We start from the raw sequence: 17,616 nt of genomic DNA, 5'->3' as shown, positions 1-17,616 counted from the left end.
GACGGCGTCCTGGTTCTGGTATATAAATTTTCAGTTGCCCGAGAAGAGCGACCTCGCCGACGTACGCGTCCAGCAATCGGCGAGCAACCCCTCCGAAAGGACAGTCTGGATGTCGTACGCCGCCGGAGATGATCAGTCACCACGCCCCGCGGGCGTATCAGCACTACTTGCCGAGTTCGCACGTACCTTGCGTGACTCGAGCCGTTCCACCCCGGCCACACTCGAAGAGATACTTCGGTCGTCCATCAGGTTGGTCGAGGGCGCCGACAGCGGGTGCATCACGACATTGGACAAGGGCGTACGCACGGTCGTCGCCGCAACCGACGAACTCGCAGAAGAACTGTGCCGTCGCCAGTACGAGTCGGGTGAAGGCCCGATCGCCACCGAGGTGCGCCATTTCCAGGTCGTCGTCGCCGACGACCTGGGCGTCGAGAGCAGGTGGCCGAGCTTCGCCGCAGGTGCCGTCGATCAGGGCATACGTTCCCTCGTCGCGTTCCAGCTCTATAGCAACGGTGACGACGTCGGCGCGCTGGTGCTGTACAGCAACCGTGCCAATGCCTTCGGTCCCGACGCCATTGCCGCAGGTGAGGCGTTGGCGGCTCACGCTGCCGTTGCGTTGTTGGGTGCGCGTGACAACGAGCAGTTCCGGATCGGACTGGCGAGCCGAGACATCATCGGACAGGCCAAGGGCATGGTCATGGAGCGGTACAAGATCGACGCCACCCAGGCTTTCGAGCTTCTTGCCAAGCTGTCGCAGCAACAGAATCTGCCACTGCGACGCGTCGCGCAGGAGCTTGTGGACGCGGAGCGCCCGTAGGGCGAATCCGGCGGGTTTGCGGCCGTCACCCCGGGGTATCACCGTCTCTCGTATTGCTTCGAATTACGACCTGAGACAAGGGGTGTGCGTGTTCCACGCTGCGCTGAACAAAGAAGTGCACGGCGAGCGCCGGTGAGCACAGACAGGCTGCACATCGCACTCGTCGCGTCGAATCGCTTTCCCATCCGGCAACCGTTCGCAGGTGGCCTCGAAGCGCACACGTGGCACCTTGCTCACTCGCTCTCGAAGGCGGGTCACGACGTCACACTGTTCGCGGGACCGGGTTCGGATCCGGCTCTGAACAGTACGTTCATCGACGTCCAGGTTCTGGAACTGTCACCTCAGGCCCGAGGCGATGTGTCGATGCCGTCGGACATGTTCATGTCGGATCACCATGCCTATCTTCGCCTCATGCTGCAGCTGGCGGCCGACACCGACTACGACGTCGTCCACAACCACAGCCTGCACTACCTGCCCATTGCGATGGCGCGAACGCTCGCGACCCCGGTCCTGACGACGCTGCACACCCCGCCGACTCCGTGGATCGAGTCGGCGGTGGCCGCGAGTGACGGCGTCGGGACTCGCTTTGCGGCGGTCAGCCGTCACACGGCGTCGATGTGGAACGGGATCATCGACGAGATCGACATCGTGCAGAACGGTGTGAACGTCCACGACTGGCCTGAAGGATCGGGTGGGCCGTACCTGGCGTGGTCCGGCCGATTCACTCCCGAGAAGGGCCCGCACCTGGCGATTCAGGCCGCCGAGCGTGCCGGCTACCCGATCCGGCTCGCGGGTCCGATATCCGATCCTCATTACTTCGCGCGCGAGATCGAGCCGCGTCTCGGCGACGGCGTCACCTATGCAGGCCATCTGGAGCAGAGCGAACTGGCCGCACTGGTGGGAGGTGCTGCCGCGGCGTTGGTGACGCCGACATGGGACGAACCCTACGGTTTGGTCGTCGCCGAGGCGTTGGCGTGCGGCACGCCGGTCGCGGCGTTCGCGCGGGGCGGCATACCCGAGATCGTCACCCCGGACTGCGCGACGCTCGTCCCGGCAGGCGACGTCGCCGCGCTGGCGGCTGCGATCCCGCGCACGGTAGCGCTGTCGCGAAAGGTCGCGCGCCAGCACGCTATTCGGCGTTGCTCGGCCGAGACGATGCTGGATGCGTACGTGCATCTGTACCGGGGAATGATCACGAGGCCGGTCACCAGGTTGCACGATCCCGGCCAGCACCTGAGGGTGAGGCCGCGTCGACGCCCGGCGTGAGAACGAAGCCCGCTAGGACACCCTGAGGCTCTCGACCGGATACAGCGGCGGCAGATAGTGCCCTGGATTCCGGTCGACGAGCCAATGCATCAGCACCGACGTTCCGGCGTCGGTGTGATCGACGGACACGTCGTCGCACAATGCCGACATCAGAGGAATACCGTTGCCGCGCAGTCGATCCGACGTATCTTCCTGCCACCGTCCGTGATCGAGGACGACGACTTGCAACGCGCGCTCCACCGACGAGTACCCCGCGCGGAGCGTCAGCGTTCCCGCCGCAGCGGTGTGCGAGTAGGCATGTTCGACGGTGTTGGCCATCGCTTCGTAGACGGCGAGCGAAATATCGGCGACGCGAGTGTCGTCGAACTCGGTGATGCCGAGCCACCCGACGAGGGCATGCCGGATTCCGCTGATGGCCCGCGCATCGGCGGGCACATCCGAGAACACGAATTCGGCGGTCACCTCTGAGCCATACCCGGAAAAATCAAAACCATGTGAGCGAAAATGTATAGAGGGGTACACATTTTCACTCACGACACCTTCACGCGCTATCCGTCGTCGCCTGTCTCGTTGCTCTTGCGGCGCCTCGACATGATGCGCTGATACTTGACCACCCCCGCAACCACGACGGCCGTCCACCCGACCGCGATCACGAGACCACCCCACACCGCGGCCTTCGTGAGGCTGTGATCGGAGTAGACGTACCCGATTCCGCCCCACAGAGCACCGACGATCACGAACACCGCCATGATCGATAACGCCGATTGTGTCGTCTTGTTCACCACCACCGAGATTCTCTACCCGCAACTCGCCCTGCTCATGCACCATGTGAGCGAAAATGTATAGAGGGGTACACATTTTCACTCACGACCTTCATGCCGGCGCAGCCCACAGTTCACATCGGCGGGTCATCGTGAGGTGTATGTCGAACGCACTCGCCGGTAAAGCCCTGGCAGACCGTGCCGCACTCGCGTTGTCGATCCCGGTCGCGCAGAACCTGGGCGTCAGGCTGATCGACGACGACGCGCCCTGGCTGGGTGCGACATTCGAGATTCTGCACGACGCGTCCAACGGCGCAGGTTCGGCACACGCCTCGATGTTGGCGGCGGGCATGGAACTGGCGGGCTATCTCGCGCTGCTCCCGCAGCTCGGCGAGCACGAGCATGCGGTGACGCACTCGTTCTCGCTCGACCTGTCCACGGCAGTCGCAGTGGGCACTCGCGTGCGGACGTCGGGCACGGTCGACCGGAGGACTCGACGGTTGGCATTCGTGGCCGTCACACTCAGCTCGAACGGTGCCGTGGCCGCTCGAGCGCAGCTGGTGAAGTCGATCGTGCCGTATCAAACGTGACGTTCGTCGCTGCGGTTTCGGCGACGCTGGCGCTGACGTCGCGCCGAGTGGAACGGTCGTCAAGAAAGTCACCGATGCTGGTTGAAATCTCACCCATGGACCGCGCATTCTGGAGCCATGGCTACCACCACCGACATCGCCCCCGAGGAACAGCGCGCCCTGGACGAGATCCGTACCCGGCTGACCGAGAAGTTCCCCCACGCCGACGCTGCCACCGTCGATTCGGCTGTGTCGGAGGCTCACCAGCGGTTCGACGACCCGAAGATCCGCGATTTCATCCCACTGTTCGTCGAGCGTCACGCGGCATCTGTGCTGGCAGGCGAATAAGTTCATCTGCCGTTGGTTGACGCAAGCGGTGGACGGTTTCGATCATGAGGTCATGACCGAGCCGTTCCTGCCCCGCCACCGTCACGACGATTCGATCGACGCCGCCGATCCGGGGATCGACGCCCCCAGCGAGGACGACGTCGACCGGAAGGTCGAAGCGTTCGAAGAGCGGCTCGACTCCGAACGCGACGAGAAGACGCTGTTCAGGACGCCGAAACCGGAGTAGCGGCTTCACTCAAGACCCAGGTCGGACCGTCAGCATCTGAGACATCGTCCCGATCGGCCCTCGCTCGTCGTGCAGCGTGCTCTGGGTCAACCCGAGCCCACCGGGACCGAACGAGACCGTCGTGTCGAACCCGATCCACTCCCCTCGCGGCTCGTCGAAGAAGTGCGCGGTCAGGTCGACGTTGGGAAACACCACCTTCGTCGGATCGGCCCGGACCGTCATTCCGTTCGCGATGTCCATCAGCCTGGCGACATTCGCGACCGGCCCGACGTCCTCGCCGTCGAGCAGAGGCGTCGACGACCGAACCCAGAACTGCGCTCGCCCCGGTTCGACCTGCGCCCGTCGCACTTCCGCCGATGCGATGAATCCGCCCTGCCAGACGGTCGTCGCATCCCAGACGTCCATGTCGTCGGGCGGCGCGATCCGCGGCAACGCACTTCCCGCGACGGCGTCGGTGACGCCGGGCTGCATCAACCAGGCACGTAGCCGAACCGCCGCGCGCCCGTCGTGCTCCAGAACAGCTTCGACGAGCTCGATCGTCCTACCTGGCCGCACCACGGTCACCGTGACATCGACGTCGGCGATCGGGACGGTGCCCATGATGTCGTAAGACAGCCGCGCGACGACCAACCGATCGTCCCGACGCGCATCACGATCCTGCTCGACGGCGTGAACGAGCAATCCGAGCGCGGGAGCGATGTGCTGGGTAGCGATGTCCCAGGCGCCACCGACGTGCTCGGTCGCGCGAAAAGCGCTGGGGCTCAGGCGAACGAAATACGACATTCCCGGGACACTACCCACCCCATGTGCATGGAAATACATAGCCCTCTATGTATTTCCATGCACATAGGGCGCAGCCCCCTCACTCACGTACCCCATCTCCTCCTCGAGCTTGTCCACGGACGCGACCGATCGTCGATGGACCGCCCTGCCCTCGGTCGAGACATGAACGAGCACGCGACGGCGGTCATGCGCATCGACCTCGCGGTGCGCTAATGCATCCGAAATCAGGCGGTCGACTGTGCGTGTCAACGTGGGACCTGTCAGACCTGTCAGCTCTCGCAGTTCGGTCATGGACAAGCCGCTACTTCGATGGTCGACCAAGAGCTCCAACAACAACCATTGGTCGACGGTCAACCCGAATCGTGCCGTCACAACGCTCACCGCCTCGGACATTGCACGCGACGTACGAAGGAGCGCCAAGGTGGGCCGTTCGACCGGCCGGGTCGTTCCACCGCTCATGTGCATCCAATCGGAATAGTTCCACTCGAATCTATCGAGCCACGATACAGATGTTTAACACCGGTGACACACCGTCGGCCTAGGCTTTTCGACCAGACGACGAACGGACGACGATGGCGACCACTCCAACCGAACCGACCGGCGATGGCGATCGCTTCGGCGTCGGTGTCGCCATCCCGATGCAGGGCGCCGGGGGCATCTTCGGGCCATCGTGTCGCTCCACAGTCGAACTTGCGGTACACGAAATCAATAGCGCTGGAGGTATTCTCGGGCGTGAAGTGGAGCTCGTCGTTCTCGATGCGGGCAGGTCACCCCGCATGGTCGCACGCGAACTCGACGGCCTGATCCGTCAGGGTTACGTGCATGCCGTCACCGGGTGGCACACATCGTTGGTACGTGACGCAATCGTCGCCGCCGTGGCTGGCCGCATCCCCTACATCTTCACTGCACTCCACGAAGGTCTACCGACTCAGGATGTCGTGACGGTCGGCGAGGTTCCGACGACACAGGTTGCACCCGCACTTGCCTGGTTGTGCGACAACTTCGCTGTACCGAATTGGTCGATCGTCGGCAACGACTATGTGTGGCCACGCTTTTCGTCAGGGTTCGTCGAGAACATCGCACCGTCTCTCGGCATCACCGTGTCTTCGTTGGGATTCGCATCGTTCGGTGACGAACCGGCCATTTCCGCACTCCTCGACACCATCGAGCGGGAAAGTCCCGACGCGGTAGCGATGTTCCTCGTGGGGCAGGATGCCGTACTGTTCAATCGCGAGTTCGCGCGTCGAGGTCTTGATCGGGACATACTGCGGTACAGCCCACTCATGGACGAGAGCATGTTGATGGGTAGCGGTATCGACGGCACCGCAAACCTGTATTCCTCTGCAGGATATTTTCGTTCGATCGTCTCGGCCAACACATTGGACCTGCAGAGTCGCTACGCCGCATTCCATGGACCGTTCGCGCCGACGCTGAACAACACCGCGGAGAGTTGCTACGAAGGCATGCTCACGCTCGCCCATCTTGTCTCACGAGCCCAATCGACCGACATGACGTCGATCAAGGCATCCATCGGCGGACTTGCATACGACGGCCCACGCGGAGTCATGCAGTACCAGGGCGCTCAGGGGTTCCACGACATATACCTTGCGCGCGCCGACGGATACGACTTCGAAGTCCTTTCTCGCATCTGATATTTCCGCCGTGTAACCGGTCTGTGAATACCGGCGCTCAACCTTGCAGCAGTGTCGCGGGTGCCTTACTTTCATGGAACTTACTTTCAAATGGATATATTTCATTAGGGGGTAAATGACGACGGAAAGAGGTACCAGGTGCACCTGACACCCAAGGACGAGGATCGTTTGATGCTCTTCCTCGCAGCCGAACTCGCGCGCAAACGCCGTGGGCGCGGTCTGCAGTTGAGTTACCCGGAGGCACGGGCGCTCATCGCAGACGAGGTCGTCGAAGCAGCACGATCAGGGGCGACGGTCCCCGAAGCGGCCGAGCTGGGCTCGAATCTCCTGACTGAGGACGACCTGCTGCCCGGTGTCGCCGAGCTGGTAGGAACCGTGCAAGTCGAAGGATTCTTCGACGACGGCCAGAAGCTGGTCACGATCCACGATCCCATCCGACCTGGCACCGACTCCTCGAGCCCTGAGGTGGAACCCGGTGAGCTCATCGTCGACGACGGCGAGATCGAACTCAATGCCGGACGAGCCACCGCGGAGACGACGGTGGTGAATACCGGCGACCGGCCCGTCCAGGTCGGATCGCATTTCCACTTCTACGAGGTCAACCGTGCACTCGATTTTCCTCGAGCAACCGGGTACGGCATGCGCCTCGACATTCCAGCGGGAACGGCTGTCCGTTTCGAGCCAGGCGAGGAACGGGAGGTCCGGCTCGTGGCTTTCGGTGGCACCCGAGAGGTGTACGGCCTCAACAACATGACCAATACCTCGATCGACGAGCAAGGCCCCTCCATCGACCAACTGAAATCCCTCCATGCCGTCGGCTTCCGCGGCGCAGTATCCGACTGACACCCAACACGAATCACGAAGGAGGCCCGATGGCGCTCCGCATTTCTCGACGCCACTATGCCGAGCTGTTCGGCCCCACTGTCGGCGACAGAATTCGGCTTGCCGATACCGACCTCATAGCGAAGGTCGAGCGCGACGACACCGTCTACGGCGACGAAGCAGTTTTCGGCGGCGGTAAGACCATGCGCGAGGGCATGGCCGTTCACAATTCGATCACCAACGAGGACGGTGCGCTCGACTTCGTCATCACGAACGTCCTCGTCATGGACGCGGTACTCGGAATTCGCAAGGCCGACATAGGGATCAAGGACGGCGTCATTGCCGGGGTTGGCAACGCCGGCAACCCACGATTGATGGACGGTGTCGATCCGAATCTGATCATCGGCGCCGGTACCGACGTTCGATCCGGTGAAGGCATGATCGCCACAGCCGGAGCCATCGACGTACACGTGCATTTCGACAGTGCCGGACTTGTCGAGGAAGCGATCTCCAGCGGCATCACGACGATGATCGGCGGCGGCCTCGGTCCGGTCACTGTCGGCATCACCAGCTCGGGTCCGAACAATCTCGCACGCATGATGCGCTCGGTCGAGGCGTTCCCGATGAACTTCGGATTCCTCGGCAACGGAAGCGCCGCAGATCCAGCGCCGATCGTCGAGCAGGGCCTTGCCGGTGCGATCGGATTCAAGATCCATGAGGACTGGGGCGCCACCGCGGCCGCGATCCGTGCATCGCTCGACGCTGGTGACGAACTCGATCTGCAAATACAGATTCACAGTGACACCCTCAACGAAGGAGGGTTCTTCGAGGACACGATGCGCGCCATCGCCGGACGCGTCATCCACACGTATCACGCCGAAGGCGCAGGCGGGGGCCACGCGCCGGACGTCATGCGCGTCGTCGGCGAGAGCAACTGCCTACCGTCGTCGACCAATCCCACGAATCCTTATACCCGCAACACATTCGACGAGCATCTCGACATGGTGATGGTATGCCACCATCTGAATCCACGAATTCCCGAGGACGTCGCGTTCGCCGAATCACGAATCCGCCGCGAAACCATTGCAGCAGAGGATGTTCTGCACGACATGGGTGCCATCTCGGCAATGGGATCGGATTCCCAGGGCATGGGGAGAATCGGTGAAACCATCGCTCGCACATGGCAGTTGGCATCTCATATGCGGGCAACTCGCGGCCCTTTGACCGCCGATGTCGGCACTGGCGCCGACAATGCACGAATCCTGCGTTACCTCGCCAAGATCACCATCAACCCAGCACGCATGTTCGGCATCGATCACACGGTCGGTTCACTCGAACCCGGCAAGATGGCCGACATCGTGCTGTGGGACCCGAAATTCTTCGGCATTCGTCCCGAAGTCGTGTTCAAAGGAGGGTTTCCCGCATGGTCGGTCATGGGCGAATCGAACGCGTCACTGATGACCTGCGAGCCGCTGAAGTACCGCCCACAATGGGCAGCATTCGGTAAGACACCGTCGGACGTCTCGGTCAACTTCGTGGCACAGGCAGCGATCGCCGATGGCCTCGGTGACCGCCTCGGACTCGATACTCCGCTCGTCCCCTGCATCGGCGCACGGTCACTGAGCAAATCGTCTCTGCTGCACAACGACTACCTGCCCTCGATCTCCATCGACCCCGACACCTATCGAGTCGAGGTCGACGGCGAAGTATGCACCAGCCAGCCCATGACGCGTGTCCCTCTGGGCCGCCGCTACACGATCAAATAGGAGGACGACGCACATGCACGAACCAACCCGAATCGGTATCGGCGGGCCAGTCGGATCCGGAAAGACCCGGCTCGTCGAACGTCTGCTGCCGATGCTCACGGCAGCCGGTATCGACACGGCCGTGATCACCAACGATCTCGTCACCGACGAAGACGCGCAACGAGTACGCCGCAGCGGATTGATCGATCCCGCACGCGTCGCAGGGGTCGAAACCGGCGCCTGCCCTCACACCGCTATCCGAGAGGATCCGTCGGCCAACCTCAGTGCAGTGATGACGCTGCAGAAGACTTACCCCGAACTGTCGTTGGTGCTGATCGAGTCCGGCGGCGACAACCTTGCCGCAACGTTCACGTCGGATCTTGTCGACTACTGGATCTTCGTCATCGACACTGCTGCGGGCGACGACATTCCCCGCAAGAAAGGAATTGGCCTACTCCAGGCAGATCTGTTGGTAGTGAACAAGATCGACCTCGCACCGATGGTCGGCGCCGACCTGGACCGTATGCGCAGCGACTGTGCCGTGGCTCGCCCCGACCGTCCAACGATCTTCACCGACCTGCGAAACGGCTCCGGCCTCGACGAGGTCTTCGACGCCGTCGTACGCGGTGCGATGTTGACACCGAATGTCCCCGCGTGACCGCGGCCGCGCCCACTGTCGAGGGTAAACTCGCCATCGATGTGGTGTGTGGCCGCAACAATCGAACGCGGATAGCGAAGCTCGAACAGCGTTTCCCGCAACGCATCACGGTCCCCATGTACTTGGATTCCGAAGATCCGGGGATGGCGTTTCTGTGCGTACAGAATCCCACGGGTGGGGCTTTCCCACGTGACCGGATTCGGACTGACATCGGCGTTGGGACAGGTTGCCGACTGCATCTGACAGCACAGTCGGCAACGCAGATCTACGCCGGAGACGAGTTGTCGACACACGACTACCGCTTCACCTTGTCCGACGGCAGCCTCGTCGAGCACTTCCCGAAGGTTGCTATCCCGCACGCACATTCACGGTTCACGCAGTCCACCACGATCGACATGACAGGCGACTCGGTGTTCATCGGATCCGAATCCGTTGCGTCCGGCCGAATCGGCCATGGCGAACGGTTTCTGTACGATGCCTACAAGTCACGGACGGCGATCGAGATCGACGGCACCCTCCAAGCCGTGGACAATGTCCGTCTCGAGCCCGGTACTCGACCGACAGGATTGGGCGCGGTCGCGTCCCGGAACTATTACTCGAGCTTCCTCGTCGTCGCTCCACAACGGGATCTCGACTATCTGAAGAAAGAATTCAATTTCGTTCTGCGCGAGTCTCTCGATGTCGTGGGCGCGGCGAGCATGCTGCCGAACTCGATCGGAGTCTCGGCGCGATTTCTCACCGACCGAGCCCCGACGACGCAGGCGACCACCCACGCACTGTGGGACGTCGCCCGACGTGTCCTTCTCGGCCGCTCCCCTCTGACACCCAGGATGTGACATGGAAACAACAGAAATTCTCGGCTCACGCACGGACGAGAGGTACCGCGGCCGGGTCGTCGACCCAGTTCGTATTCCATGGGGCGACGCCAAGAAACACCGCCAACTCGTGCGCACGGCAGCCGACCGCGAGCTCGCCCTGCAGCTCCCACGTGGGTCATTCCTGGCCGCGGACACAGTGCTGTGGGACGACGGCGAGACCATCGTCGCAGTCGAGCGGCCCGCGGAGGATGCCATCGTCGTCGAGTTCGCAGACAACGTCGGCACCGACGCAGTCCGACGTGCATTGCTTCTGGGTTACCTCCTGGGAAATCAACACGCGCCACTCGATGTGACGGTCGATCGCGTCGCGACGCCCTTGATGACCGGCCCCGAGACAGCCGAAGCTACATTGAGGGCACTGCACGTGACAGGTCAGGTGTCGCAAGTCGCGCTGGCGCTCAACGGATGGTCCAACACGTCGGCCGATCATCACCACGGCCACAGTCATGACTGACACACAGGCCATCACCTTCCTCAACTGGATCCAGCTGTGCGACAGCGCATTTCCATCGGGAAGGTTCGTTCACTCCAACGGACTCGAGGCATGGCTCGCAGGCAACCCTGGGGCGCGAGAACGCGACATTGCTACGGTGGCTCAGGCGTACGTCTCCGAGTCGGTGACCACGCTCGATGCCGTCGCGCTGGCATGGGCGTGGACTCACGACCATCTCGATGACTCTCTGGTGCTCGACCGAGCTCTCTCCGCTCACAAACTGTCGGAGTCAGGCCGTCTGTCGTCCACAGCGTGCGGGCGACAACTGGCTCTGGTCGCCCAGCGGGTTCTCTCCCCTACGTCGTCGTCGGACTACCTCACTCATGTCCTCGCCAGCCAGGCACCTGGAAACCAGGCGGTCGTCGAGGGCATCGTGCATCGGCGCCTCGGCATCGACAGACATCTGGCAGTCCTGGGCTTCGTGAGGTCGTCCTACTCCGGATTGCTCTCTGCTGCAGTCCGTCTCGGGCGCGCAGGCCCGATGTGGGTGCAACAGCAGCTGTTCGACGACCGCTACTTTCTCGAAACCTGCGCCGAACGCGCGATCAGAACCGACTGGGACGACGCCATGGCTTTCGCCCCAGAACTCGACATCTATGCCATGCAGCACGAAACCAACTCATCGAGGCTCTTCACAACCTGATCTGGAAAGGCACTGTCATGAAACGCATCTCACATCGCACGGCAGCGACTGCACTGCTGCTCGGCGTCACACTGATCGTCACCTCATGCGGAAGCAGGGCAGGCGACGACACCTCGACCTCCGGCACGGCGGCGCCGAGCTGCGTCGATACGTCCGGCAGCAGCATCAAAGTCGGCGCCATCAATTCGCTGTCGGGTCCGACAGCGATCAACGAGACCGTGATCCGCGACGCCATCACGATGGCCGTCGACGAGATCAACGCGTCCGGCGGCGTACTCGGTAAGCAACTGGATCTGCTCGCCGAAGACGGTGCGTCGGAGCCGACCGTGTTCGCAGAGAAAGCGCAGAAGCTGATCAGCAACGACTGTGTCGCGGCGGTGTTCGGCGGCTACACCTCGGCGAGTCGCAAAGCGATGCTGCCGGTGTTCGAGGACAACAATGCGCTGTTGTACTACGGCCAGCAATACGAAGGACTGGAGGCGTCGGACAACATCTTCTACACCGGCGCAACGACCAACCAGCAGATCATCCCATCGCTCGACTACCTGAAGGAACAAGGCGTCAAGTCGCTGTACCTCGTCGGTAGCGACTATGTCTTCCCGCGCACGTCCAACGCAATCGTCAAGGCGTACGCCGCCGAGAACGGCATCGAGATCAAGGGTGAGGACTACACCCCGCTCGGGTCTACGGACTTCTCGACGATCGTCAACAAGATGCGTGCAGCGGACGCTGATGCGGTGTTCAACGTGGTCGTGGGCGATTCCCTGGTCGCGTTCTTCCGTGAGTACACCAATGCAGGTCTCACTGCTGCGGACATGCCGGTGATGTCGATGTGCGTCGGTGAGGAAGAAGTGGCCGGTATCGGTGTCGAGAACATCGCGGGCCAGTGGTCGGCGTGGAATTACTACCAGACCCTCGACACACCGGACAACACGACGTTCGTGTCGGATTTCAAGAGCGCCTATGGGGACGCCCGAGTGACTTCGGATCCGATGGAATCGGCATACACGGCTGTGCACCTGTGGAAAGCGATGGCAGAGAAGGCCGGTTCGTTCGACGTCGGCGCGATCCAGGCCGCGGCCGACGGCGTCAGTTTCGCGGCGCCCGAAGGTGACGTCGTCGTCGATGGCGACAACCACCATGTCACCAAGACCGCACGAATCGGCGAGGTCCGGCCCGACGGACTGATCTACCAAGTATGGGAGTCACCGGCACCGATCGAACCGGATCCGTTCCTGGAGACGTACGACTGGGCCACCGAGCTCAACTGACCCACCCCATGTGCATGGAAATACATAGCGCTCTATGTATTTCCATGCACATGCGACGGAGGCGCCTACTTGAACGCCGGAACAACCTCGTCGATGAACAGCTTCAGCGACGCGCGCTTCTGCTCGTGGGTGAGGGTGTTGTCGGTCCAGTAGCTGAACTCGTCGATGCCGAGAGCTTCGTAGTGCTTCAGACGCTCGACGATTTCCTCGGGTGTACCGATCATCGCGGTCTTGTGCAGCGAGTCCGGCGTGAACTCGGGCCGCTCGGCGAACTTCGACTCCGGGCTCGGCTCCTTGAAACCGTTGACGGTCTCGGTCTTGTTGCCGAACCAGGCGTCGAACGTGCGGTAGTACTTCTGGATTCCGTCGGCAGCGGGCCGCCACCCGTCCGGGTCGGACACCGGATGCACGTACGTGTGCCGCAGCACCATGATCTCCGGCCGATCCACCTCGGGGTGCGCGTCGACGGCGGTCTCGAATTTGTTCTTGAGGTCTTCGACCTCCTCGTCGCCCTTCATCAGCGGCGTCACCATGACATTACAACCGTTGGCGACGGCAAAATCGTGCGACGACGGGTCGCGCGCCGCAACCCACATCGGCGGCGTCGGCCTCTGCACGGGCTTCGGCACGCTGGTCGACGTCGGGAAGCTCCAGATCTCGCCGTCGTGCGCGTAGTCGCCCTGCCACAATGCACGGACGGCGGGCACGAGCTCGCGTAGGTGCTTGCCACCGTCGGCTGCAGGCAGGCCGTCGGCGAGACGGTCGAACTCGAATTGGTAAGCGCCACGCGCCAATCCGATCTCGGCACGACCGTTGCTGATCACGTCGAGCAACGCGCATTCACCTGCAACGCGAATGGGGTTCCAGAACGGCGCGATGATGGTTCCGGCACCGAGCCGGATCGTCGACGTCTGTCCCGCCAGGTAGGCGAGCAACGGCATCGGACTCGGCGAGATGACGTATTCCATCGCATGATGTTCGCCGATCCAGACGGTCTCGAATCCGCCCGCTTCGGCGATCGTGGTCAGCTCGGCCAGATTCTCGAAAAGCTCTCGGTGGCCGACGCTTTCGTCCCAGCGCTCCATGTGCGCGAACAGTGAGAACCTCATGTGATTTCCTTTCCTCGAACTCAGCTGCGCATGACGAAGGGATCCGCTACGGGGTCCTCGTTCGTGTTGATCCACACGCTCTTCAAACGGGTGTACTCGCGGATGGTCTCGGTGCCGTGTTCGACGCCGACGCCACTGCTCTTGAATCCTTGGCGCGGCGACATCGGCGACATCGCGCGGTAGGTGTTGACCCAAACGGTGCCTGCATCGAGTCGCGACGCCATCCGGTGTGCGCGCGACAGGTCCTTCGTCCAGACACCTGCTGCGAGACCGAATTCGGTGTCGTTCGCCAGGGCGACGACCTCGTCCTCGGACTCGAACTTCATCACTGCCGCAACAGGTCCGAAGATCTCCTCGCGGACGACGCGCATGTCGTTGTCGACGTCGACCAGCACGGTCGGCTCGTAGAAGAACCCGCCGAGTCCACCGCCGTCGGACGCGTGGCCACCGGTGACGACGCGTGCACCCTCGCTGCGCCCGAGATCGACGTAGCCTGCGACCTTCTCGTGCTGACTCTCGAATGCCAGCGGACCCAACTCGGTGTCGTCGAGCAGCGGGTCGCCGATCTTGATGGTCCGTGCGCGTTCGCTGACGCGTTCCAACAACTCGTCGTAGACCGACGCGTGCGCGAACACGCGACTACCTGCGATGCACGTTTGTCCTGCGGCAGCGAAGATTCCGGCGACGACGCCCATCGCCGCATTGGCGACATCGGCGTCACCGAAGACGATGTTGGGTGACTTGCCACCGAGTTCGAGTGTCGATCCGATGAACCGGCTTGCCGTCGCTGCCGCGATGCGCGAACCCGTCCCGGTACTACCGGTGAACGAGATCTTCGCGAGACTGCGGTGATCGACCAACGCCTGGCCCGCTTCGGCACCGAATCCGGTGACGACATTGACTGTGCCGTCGGGGAATCCGGCTTCGGACGCCAATTCCGCCAAACGCAACGCAGAGCGCGACGTGTACTCCGACGGCTTGATGACTATGGTGTTGCCCGCACACAATGCGGGCGCCAGCTTGCTCGTCGTGAGCGTCAGCGGCGAATTCCACGGCGTGATCGCGCCGACGACGCCGAGGGGTTCGCGCGTCGTGTAGTTCAGGACTCGCTTGTCCGACGTCGGAATCACGTCGCCCTGGATCTTGTCGGCCAAACCTGCGTAGTAGTAATAGTATTCGGGCACGGAGGCCAGCTGACCGCGCATCTCGCGCAACAGCTTTCCGTTGTCGAGCACCTCGAGCCGCGCCAACTCTTCGGCGTTCTCCCCCACCAGATCTCCGAGACGACGCAGCAGACGTCCACGGGCGGTGTTGCTCATATCACGCCACGACGGCTCCTCGAACGCAGCTCGGGCGGCGGTCACCGCGCGGTCGACGTCCTCGGCATTTCCGCGCGCCGCGTGGTACAGAACCTCACGGTTCGCCGGGTTGATACTCGGGAAGTACTCGCCCGACGACGGCGCAACAGGCTTACCACCGATGAAGTGGTGCAGCTCAGACATGGATGAGACCTCCGATGAACTCGACTATGACTGTTGCTAATTCGGTTGGACGTTCGACCGGAAGCATGTGGCGAGCTCCGTCGACGATCACCGCACGACACCCTGGAACAGCGGCCTCGAGACGAGACGTCATCTCCGGCGTCGAACCCGGGTCCGCAGCGCCCGTCACCGCAAGTGCGGGCACGGCAATGTCGCCCAGATGAGGACCGACCTCCGCGTCGCCGGTCGCGAACACGCGGTAGCAGTTCAGGAACGAGTCGACGTCGTTGCCTTCCAACGTCTCTCGCGTCCAGTCGACCCACTTCCGCGGCAAGTCCGAACCGTCGTACCACCGCGCGACCGACGCGTCGATGCTCGCACGATAGTCACTTTTCGCGACCTCGTAGCGCGCAAGCACCGACGCACGTTCGGATTCGGTCCGTCTGCACACCGACGCCACCGACGTCAGAGAAGCCACCCGATCCGGAAAGCGAAGCGCAATCCTTTGCGCCACAAGCGCTCCGAGCGAGAAGCCGACCACGTGCGCGCCGTCGGGAATTCGCCCGAGGACCGCGTCGACCAGGTCGTCGAGCGTTGTTCCCTCCGGCGCGGGAGCCTCGTCGCCGTGACCGAGAAGATCAGGCGTGACGACGTCGTAGCCGTCGCCCAAGATCTCGGTGACGGGCTCCCACATCCGGTGGTCGAGTCCGACACCGTGAAGCAGTACCACTGTCGGTGTCACGAGAAACGCCTTACTGCTCGGTGGACAATGCGGCCAGACGCTGCTGCGGGCGGCCTGCGGACGATGCGGCCAGAGCGACGAGGATCTCGCCGGGGTGCGGCGCGTCGGCGATCCTGACCTCGACGGTCTGGTGGTGCGAGCGGATGGTCGCGTCGGTGATGTGCTTGAGCGGAATGTCGAACAACACTCCGGCCGGGCCGCGCTTCTCCACCGCGGGCAACAGCGTCGTCGCCGATGTGGCCTTGCGGAAGTGGTCACCGAACTTGAGCGTGTGGATCAGCGCGGATCCATGTTCGATTTCGCCGTCCAGTCCCACAATCGCGCCCTTACCGTAGGCCTCGACGGTAGCACCGAGAGCCTCGACGACGCGAGGAGCCAGCAACGCACCCAGATCGGATGCCGTCGCGTCGATTCCGGGTGCCAGGTCCTCGACGAATCCCTGACCGGCCCAAGGGTTGTCGATCACGGCCGCGACGACGGCGACGCGGTAGGCAGGAGAAACCGGGCGTCCGCCTTCGGTCAGGATGTCCTCGACGACGGTGATGATCTTGCGGACGTTCATGAAAGTGCTGCCTCCAATGTGTGCGTGCTGACGGCGGGATCGGATTTTCGGTCGCCGATTCGTGGATGTGGACGTGGGCCGGTCGACGCCGCGGCTACGACGACGATCTCGTCGGCGCGAGGCGCGTCGGAAACCCGGGTGCTGACGGTCTGATAGTGGCTGCGGGTCGCAGCATGGAGCTTGTGCCAGAGCGGGACGACGAGCTCCTGCCCGGCATCGGCACGCGCGTCGGCGAAACAGATGATCGACTCGCCCTGCAGGAATTCACGCAGGAGGTTGCCGAAGTAGGGCGTATGTATCAGCGCCCCACCATGTTCGATCTCTCCGGCCGTTCCGACGATCGCAGCTTTGCCGAATGCCTCGATGTTGTCCGATCCGCCGAGCGCCTCGCCGAGACGGTCCGAGATCAGTGTCGCCAACGCAGGCGCCAGGTCGATCACAGCATCGGACAGGTCGGTATCCGGCCCGGTGCCGATCCACGGATTACGCACCACCACAGCAACACTCGCGCGGGAGACCGGCCGAATCGGGGCAGTGCCGGCTTCGGTGATGGTCTCTTCTCGGTAGACCACTACGCGACGGATTGCCTCGGTGTCGCCGTATCGCTTCTGCTCTTGCATGCAACACACATTAGGGCCCTAGCCACAGTCGGTCAACAGGTGACGCCAAAATATGATGCTTCGACCCGCACACAGTCGTAAAGCTGCAGGTGAAACACCTTTGTAATACGACCGTCACTGCTGTTTACGCATCGACTCAAATCCAGTGTTGACAAGAAAAAGTGAGCCAG

Annotated in this window: 22 protein-coding genes; 13 read left to right on the top strand and 9 right to left on the bottom strand. The window is 62.7% G+C overall.

What is annotated here, in order from left to right:
* Positions 1–34: 34 nt before the first annotated feature.
* Complete coding sequence (locus CHB96_RS20560; RefSeq protein WP_245865963.1) at positions 35–817, top strand: GAF and ANTAR domain-containing protein; 783 nt, start codon at positions 35–37, stop codon at positions 815–817.
* A gap of 132 nt (positions 818–949) precedes the next feature.
* Positions 950–2,083 (top strand): glycosyltransferase, encoded by a 1,134-nt coding sequence (locus CHB96_RS20555; protein ID WP_245865961.1) that lies wholly within the window; start codon positions 950–952, stop codon positions 2,081–2,083.
* A gap of 12 nt (positions 2,084–2,095) precedes the next feature.
* On the opposite strand, the gene CHB96_RS29760 is transcribed toward CHB96_RS20555, so the two are convergent.
* The gene (locus CHB96_RS29760) at positions 2,096–2,545 is read right to left on the bottom strand and encodes an ATP-binding protein (RefSeq protein WP_176444405.1); all 450 of its coding nucleotides are present in this window, start codon (positions 2,543–2,545) and stop codon (positions 2,096–2,098) included.
* Positions 2,546–2,631: 86 nt separating this feature from the next.
* On the bottom strand, positions 2,632–2,868 hold the full coding sequence (locus CHB96_RS29755) for a hypothetical protein (RefSeq protein ID WP_176444404.1): 237 nt from the start codon (positions 2,866–2,868) through the stop codon (positions 2,632–2,634).
* A 137-nt stretch (positions 2,869–3,005) separates the two neighbouring features.
* On the opposite strand from CHB96_RS29755, the gene CHB96_RS20545 reads away from it, so the two are divergent.
* From CHB96_RS20545 to CHB96_RS29750, 3 genes are all read left to right on the top strand, one after another.
* Positions 3,006–3,434 carry a PaaI family thioesterase gene (locus CHB96_RS20545; RefSeq protein ID WP_089249716.1) on the top strand — a complete coding sequence of 143 codons (429 nt, stop codon included), beginning with the start codon at positions 3,006–3,008 and terminating at the stop codon, positions 3,432–3,434.
* Between the two features lie 117 nt (positions 3,435–3,551).
* Positions 3,552–3,761, top strand: coding sequence for a three-helix bundle dimerization domain-containing protein (locus CHB96_RS20540; RefSeq protein ID WP_089249714.1), 210 nt, complete (start codon positions 3,552–3,554; stop codon positions 3,759–3,761).
* 52 nt (positions 3,762–3,813) lie between these two features.
* Positions 3,814–3,987 (top strand): hypothetical protein, encoded by a 174-nt coding sequence (locus tag CHB96_RS29750; RefSeq protein ID WP_176444403.1) that lies wholly within the window; start codon positions 3,814–3,816, stop codon positions 3,985–3,987.
* A gap of 9 nt (positions 3,988–3,996) precedes the next feature.
* Here the strand turns inward: CHB96_RS29750 and CHB96_RS20530 are convergent, their stop codons facing one another.
* Complete coding sequence (locus CHB96_RS20530; RefSeq protein ID WP_089249710.1) at positions 3,997–4,770, bottom strand: thioesterase family protein; 774 nt, start codon at positions 4,768–4,770, stop codon at positions 3,997–3,999.
* A gap of 45 nt (positions 4,771–4,815) precedes the next feature.
* On the bottom strand, positions 4,816–5,229 hold the full coding sequence (locus CHB96_RS20525; protein WP_089249708.1) for a MarR family winged helix-turn-helix transcriptional regulator: 414 nt from the start codon (positions 5,227–5,229) through the stop codon (positions 4,816–4,818).
* 113 nt (positions 5,230–5,342) lie between these two features.
* On the opposite strand from CHB96_RS20525, the gene CHB96_RS20520 reads away from it, so the two are divergent.
* From CHB96_RS20520 to urtA, 8 genes are all read left to right on the top strand, one after another.
* Complete coding sequence (locus tag CHB96_RS20520; RefSeq protein ID WP_089249706.1) at positions 5,343–6,422, top strand: substrate-binding domain-containing protein; 1,080 nt, start codon at positions 5,343–5,345, stop codon at positions 6,420–6,422.
* A gap of 138 nt (positions 6,423–6,560) precedes the next feature.
* Positions 6,561–7,265 carry an urease subunit beta gene (locus CHB96_RS20515; protein WP_089249704.1) on the top strand — a complete coding sequence of 235 codons (705 nt, stop codon included), beginning with the start codon at positions 6,561–6,563 and terminating at the stop codon, positions 7,263–7,265.
* Between the two features lie 29 nt (positions 7,266–7,294).
* Complete coding sequence (ureC, locus tag CHB96_RS20510; RefSeq protein ID WP_089249702.1) at positions 7,295–9,010, top strand: urease subunit alpha; 1,716 nt, start codon at positions 7,295–7,297, stop codon at positions 9,008–9,010.
* 13 nt (positions 9,011–9,023) lie between these two features.
* Positions 9,024–9,647, top strand: a complete 624-nt coding sequence (gene ureG / locus CHB96_RS20505; protein WP_089249700.1) for an urease accessory protein UreG — start codon at positions 9,024–9,026, stop codon at positions 9,645–9,647.
* On the top strand, positions 9,644–10,483 hold the full coding sequence (locus CHB96_RS20500) for an urease accessory protein UreD (protein WP_089249698.1): 840 nt from the start codon (positions 9,644–9,646) through the stop codon (positions 10,481–10,483). The genes ureG and CHB96_RS20500 overlap by 4 nt, the downstream gene beginning before the upstream one ends.
* 1 nt (position 10,484) lies before the next feature.
* Complete coding sequence (locus CHB96_RS20495) at positions 10,485–10,979, top strand: urease accessory protein UreE (RefSeq protein WP_089249696.1); 495 nt, start codon at positions 10,485–10,487, stop codon at positions 10,977–10,979.
* The gene (locus CHB96_RS20490) at positions 10,972–11,661 is read left to right on the top strand and encodes an urease accessory protein UreF (protein WP_089249694.1); all 690 of its coding nucleotides are present in this window, start codon (positions 10,972–10,974) and stop codon (positions 11,659–11,661) included. Before CHB96_RS20495 ends, CHB96_RS20490 begins: the two co-directional genes overlap by 8 nt.
* 17 nt (positions 11,662–11,678) lie before the next feature.
* Positions 11,679–12,932 carry an urea ABC transporter substrate-binding protein gene (gene urtA / locus CHB96_RS20485; RefSeq protein ID WP_089249692.1) on the top strand — a complete coding sequence of 418 codons (1,254 nt, stop codon included), beginning with the start codon at positions 11,679–11,681 and terminating at the stop codon, positions 12,930–12,932.
* A gap of 65 nt (positions 12,933–12,997) precedes the next feature.
* Here urtA and CHB96_RS20480 read toward each other — a convergent pair whose 3' ends face one another.
* The 5 genes from CHB96_RS20480 to CHB96_RS20460 are packed head-to-tail and all read right to left on the bottom strand — an operon-like array spanning position 12,998 to position 17,446.
* Positions 12,998–14,041: an LLM class flavin-dependent oxidoreductase gene (locus CHB96_RS20480; RefSeq protein WP_089249690.1), complete on the bottom strand. Its 1,044-nt coding sequence runs from the start codon at positions 14,039–14,041 to the stop codon at positions 12,998–13,000.
* 20 nt (positions 14,042–14,061) lie between these two features.
* Positions 14,062–15,543, bottom strand: coding sequence for an aldehyde dehydrogenase (locus tag CHB96_RS20475; RefSeq protein ID WP_089249688.1), 1,482 nt, complete (start codon positions 15,541–15,543; stop codon positions 14,062–14,064).
* Positions 15,536–16,264 (bottom strand): alpha/beta fold hydrolase, encoded by a 729-nt coding sequence (locus CHB96_RS20470; protein WP_245865959.1) that lies wholly within the window; start codon positions 16,262–16,264, stop codon positions 15,536–15,538. The genes CHB96_RS20475 and CHB96_RS20470 overlap by 8 nt, the downstream gene beginning before the upstream one ends.
* Positions 16,265–16,274: 10 nt before the next feature.
* Complete coding sequence (locus tag CHB96_RS20465) at positions 16,275–16,826, bottom strand: amino acid synthesis family protein (protein WP_089249686.1); 552 nt, start codon at positions 16,824–16,826, stop codon at positions 16,275–16,277.
* A complete protein-coding gene (locus tag CHB96_RS20460) occupies positions 16,823–17,446 on the bottom strand; it encodes an amino acid synthesis family protein (protein ID WP_089249684.1) in 624 nt (207 codons plus the stop codon). The genes CHB96_RS20465 and CHB96_RS20460 overlap by 4 nt, the downstream gene beginning before the upstream one ends.
* Positions 17,447–17,616: the final 170 nt, after the last annotated feature.

It is taken from the genome of Rhodococcoides kyotonense (assembly GCF_900188125.1).
Classification (GTDB): domain Bacteria; phylum Actinomycetota; class Actinomycetes; order Mycobacteriales; family Mycobacteriaceae; genus Rhodococcoides; species Rhodococcoides kyotonense.
Note: the sequence above shows the minus strand (reverse complement) of the source record. Positions and strands in the feature narration are given on the sequence as shown.

Bases quoted from the DNA above. Each gene is read 5' to 3' on its own strand.
- CHB96_RS20545 (WP_089249716.1), top strand. From the start codon at position 3,006: ATGTCGAACGCACTCGCCGGTAAAGCCCTGGCAGACCGTGCCGCACTC.
- CHB96_RS20475 (WP_089249688.1), bottom strand. From the start codon at position 15,543: ATGTCTGAGCTGCACCACTTCATCGGTGGTAAGCCTGTTGCGCCGTCG.
- CHB96_RS20465 (WP_089249686.1), bottom strand. From the start codon at position 16,826: ATGAACGTCCGCAAGATCATCACCGTCGTCGAGGACATCCTGACCGAA.
- CHB96_RS20490 (WP_089249694.1), top strand. From the start codon at position 10,972: ATGACTGACACACAGGCCATCACCTTCCTCAACTGGATCCAGCTGTGC.
- CHB96_RS20460 (WP_089249684.1), bottom strand. From the start codon at position 17,446: ATGCAAGAGCAGAAGCGATACGGCGACACCGAGGCAATCCGTCGCGTA.
- CHB96_RS20525 (WP_089249708.1), bottom strand. From the start codon at position 5,229: ATGAGCGGTGGAACGACCCGGCCGGTCGAACGGCCCACCTTGGCGCTC.
- CHB96_RS20495 (WP_089249696.1), top strand. From the start codon at position 10,485: ATGGAAACAACAGAAATTCTCGGCTCACGCACGGACGAGAGGTACCGC.
- CHB96_RS20530 (WP_089249710.1), bottom strand. From the start codon at position 4,770: ATGTCGTATTTCGTTCGCCTGAGCCCCAGCGCTTTTCGCGCGACCGAG.
- ureC (WP_089249702.1), top strand. From the start codon at position 7,295: ATGGCGCTCCGCATTTCTCGACGCCACTATGCCGAGCTGTTCGGCCCC.
- urtA (WP_089249692.1), top strand. From the start codon at position 11,679: ATGAAACGCATCTCACATCGCACGGCAGCGACTGCACTGCTGCTCGGC.
- CHB96_RS20520 (WP_089249706.1), top strand. From the start codon at position 5,343: ATGGCGACCACTCCAACCGAACCGACCGGCGATGGCGATCGCTTCGGC.
- CHB96_RS20540 (WP_089249714.1), top strand. From the start codon at position 3,552: ATGGCTACCACCACCGACATCGCCCCCGAGGAACAGCGCGCCCTGGAC.
- CHB96_RS20480 (WP_089249690.1), bottom strand. From the start codon at position 14,041: ATGAGGTTCTCACTGTTCGCGCACATGGAGCGCTGGGACGAAAGCGTC.
- CHB96_RS29750 (WP_176444403.1), top strand. From the start codon at position 3,814: ATGACCGAGCCGTTCCTGCCCCGCCACCGTCACGACGATTCGATCGAC.
- ureG (WP_089249700.1), top strand. From the start codon at position 9,024: ATGCACGAACCAACCCGAATCGGTATCGGCGGGCCAGTCGGATCCGGA.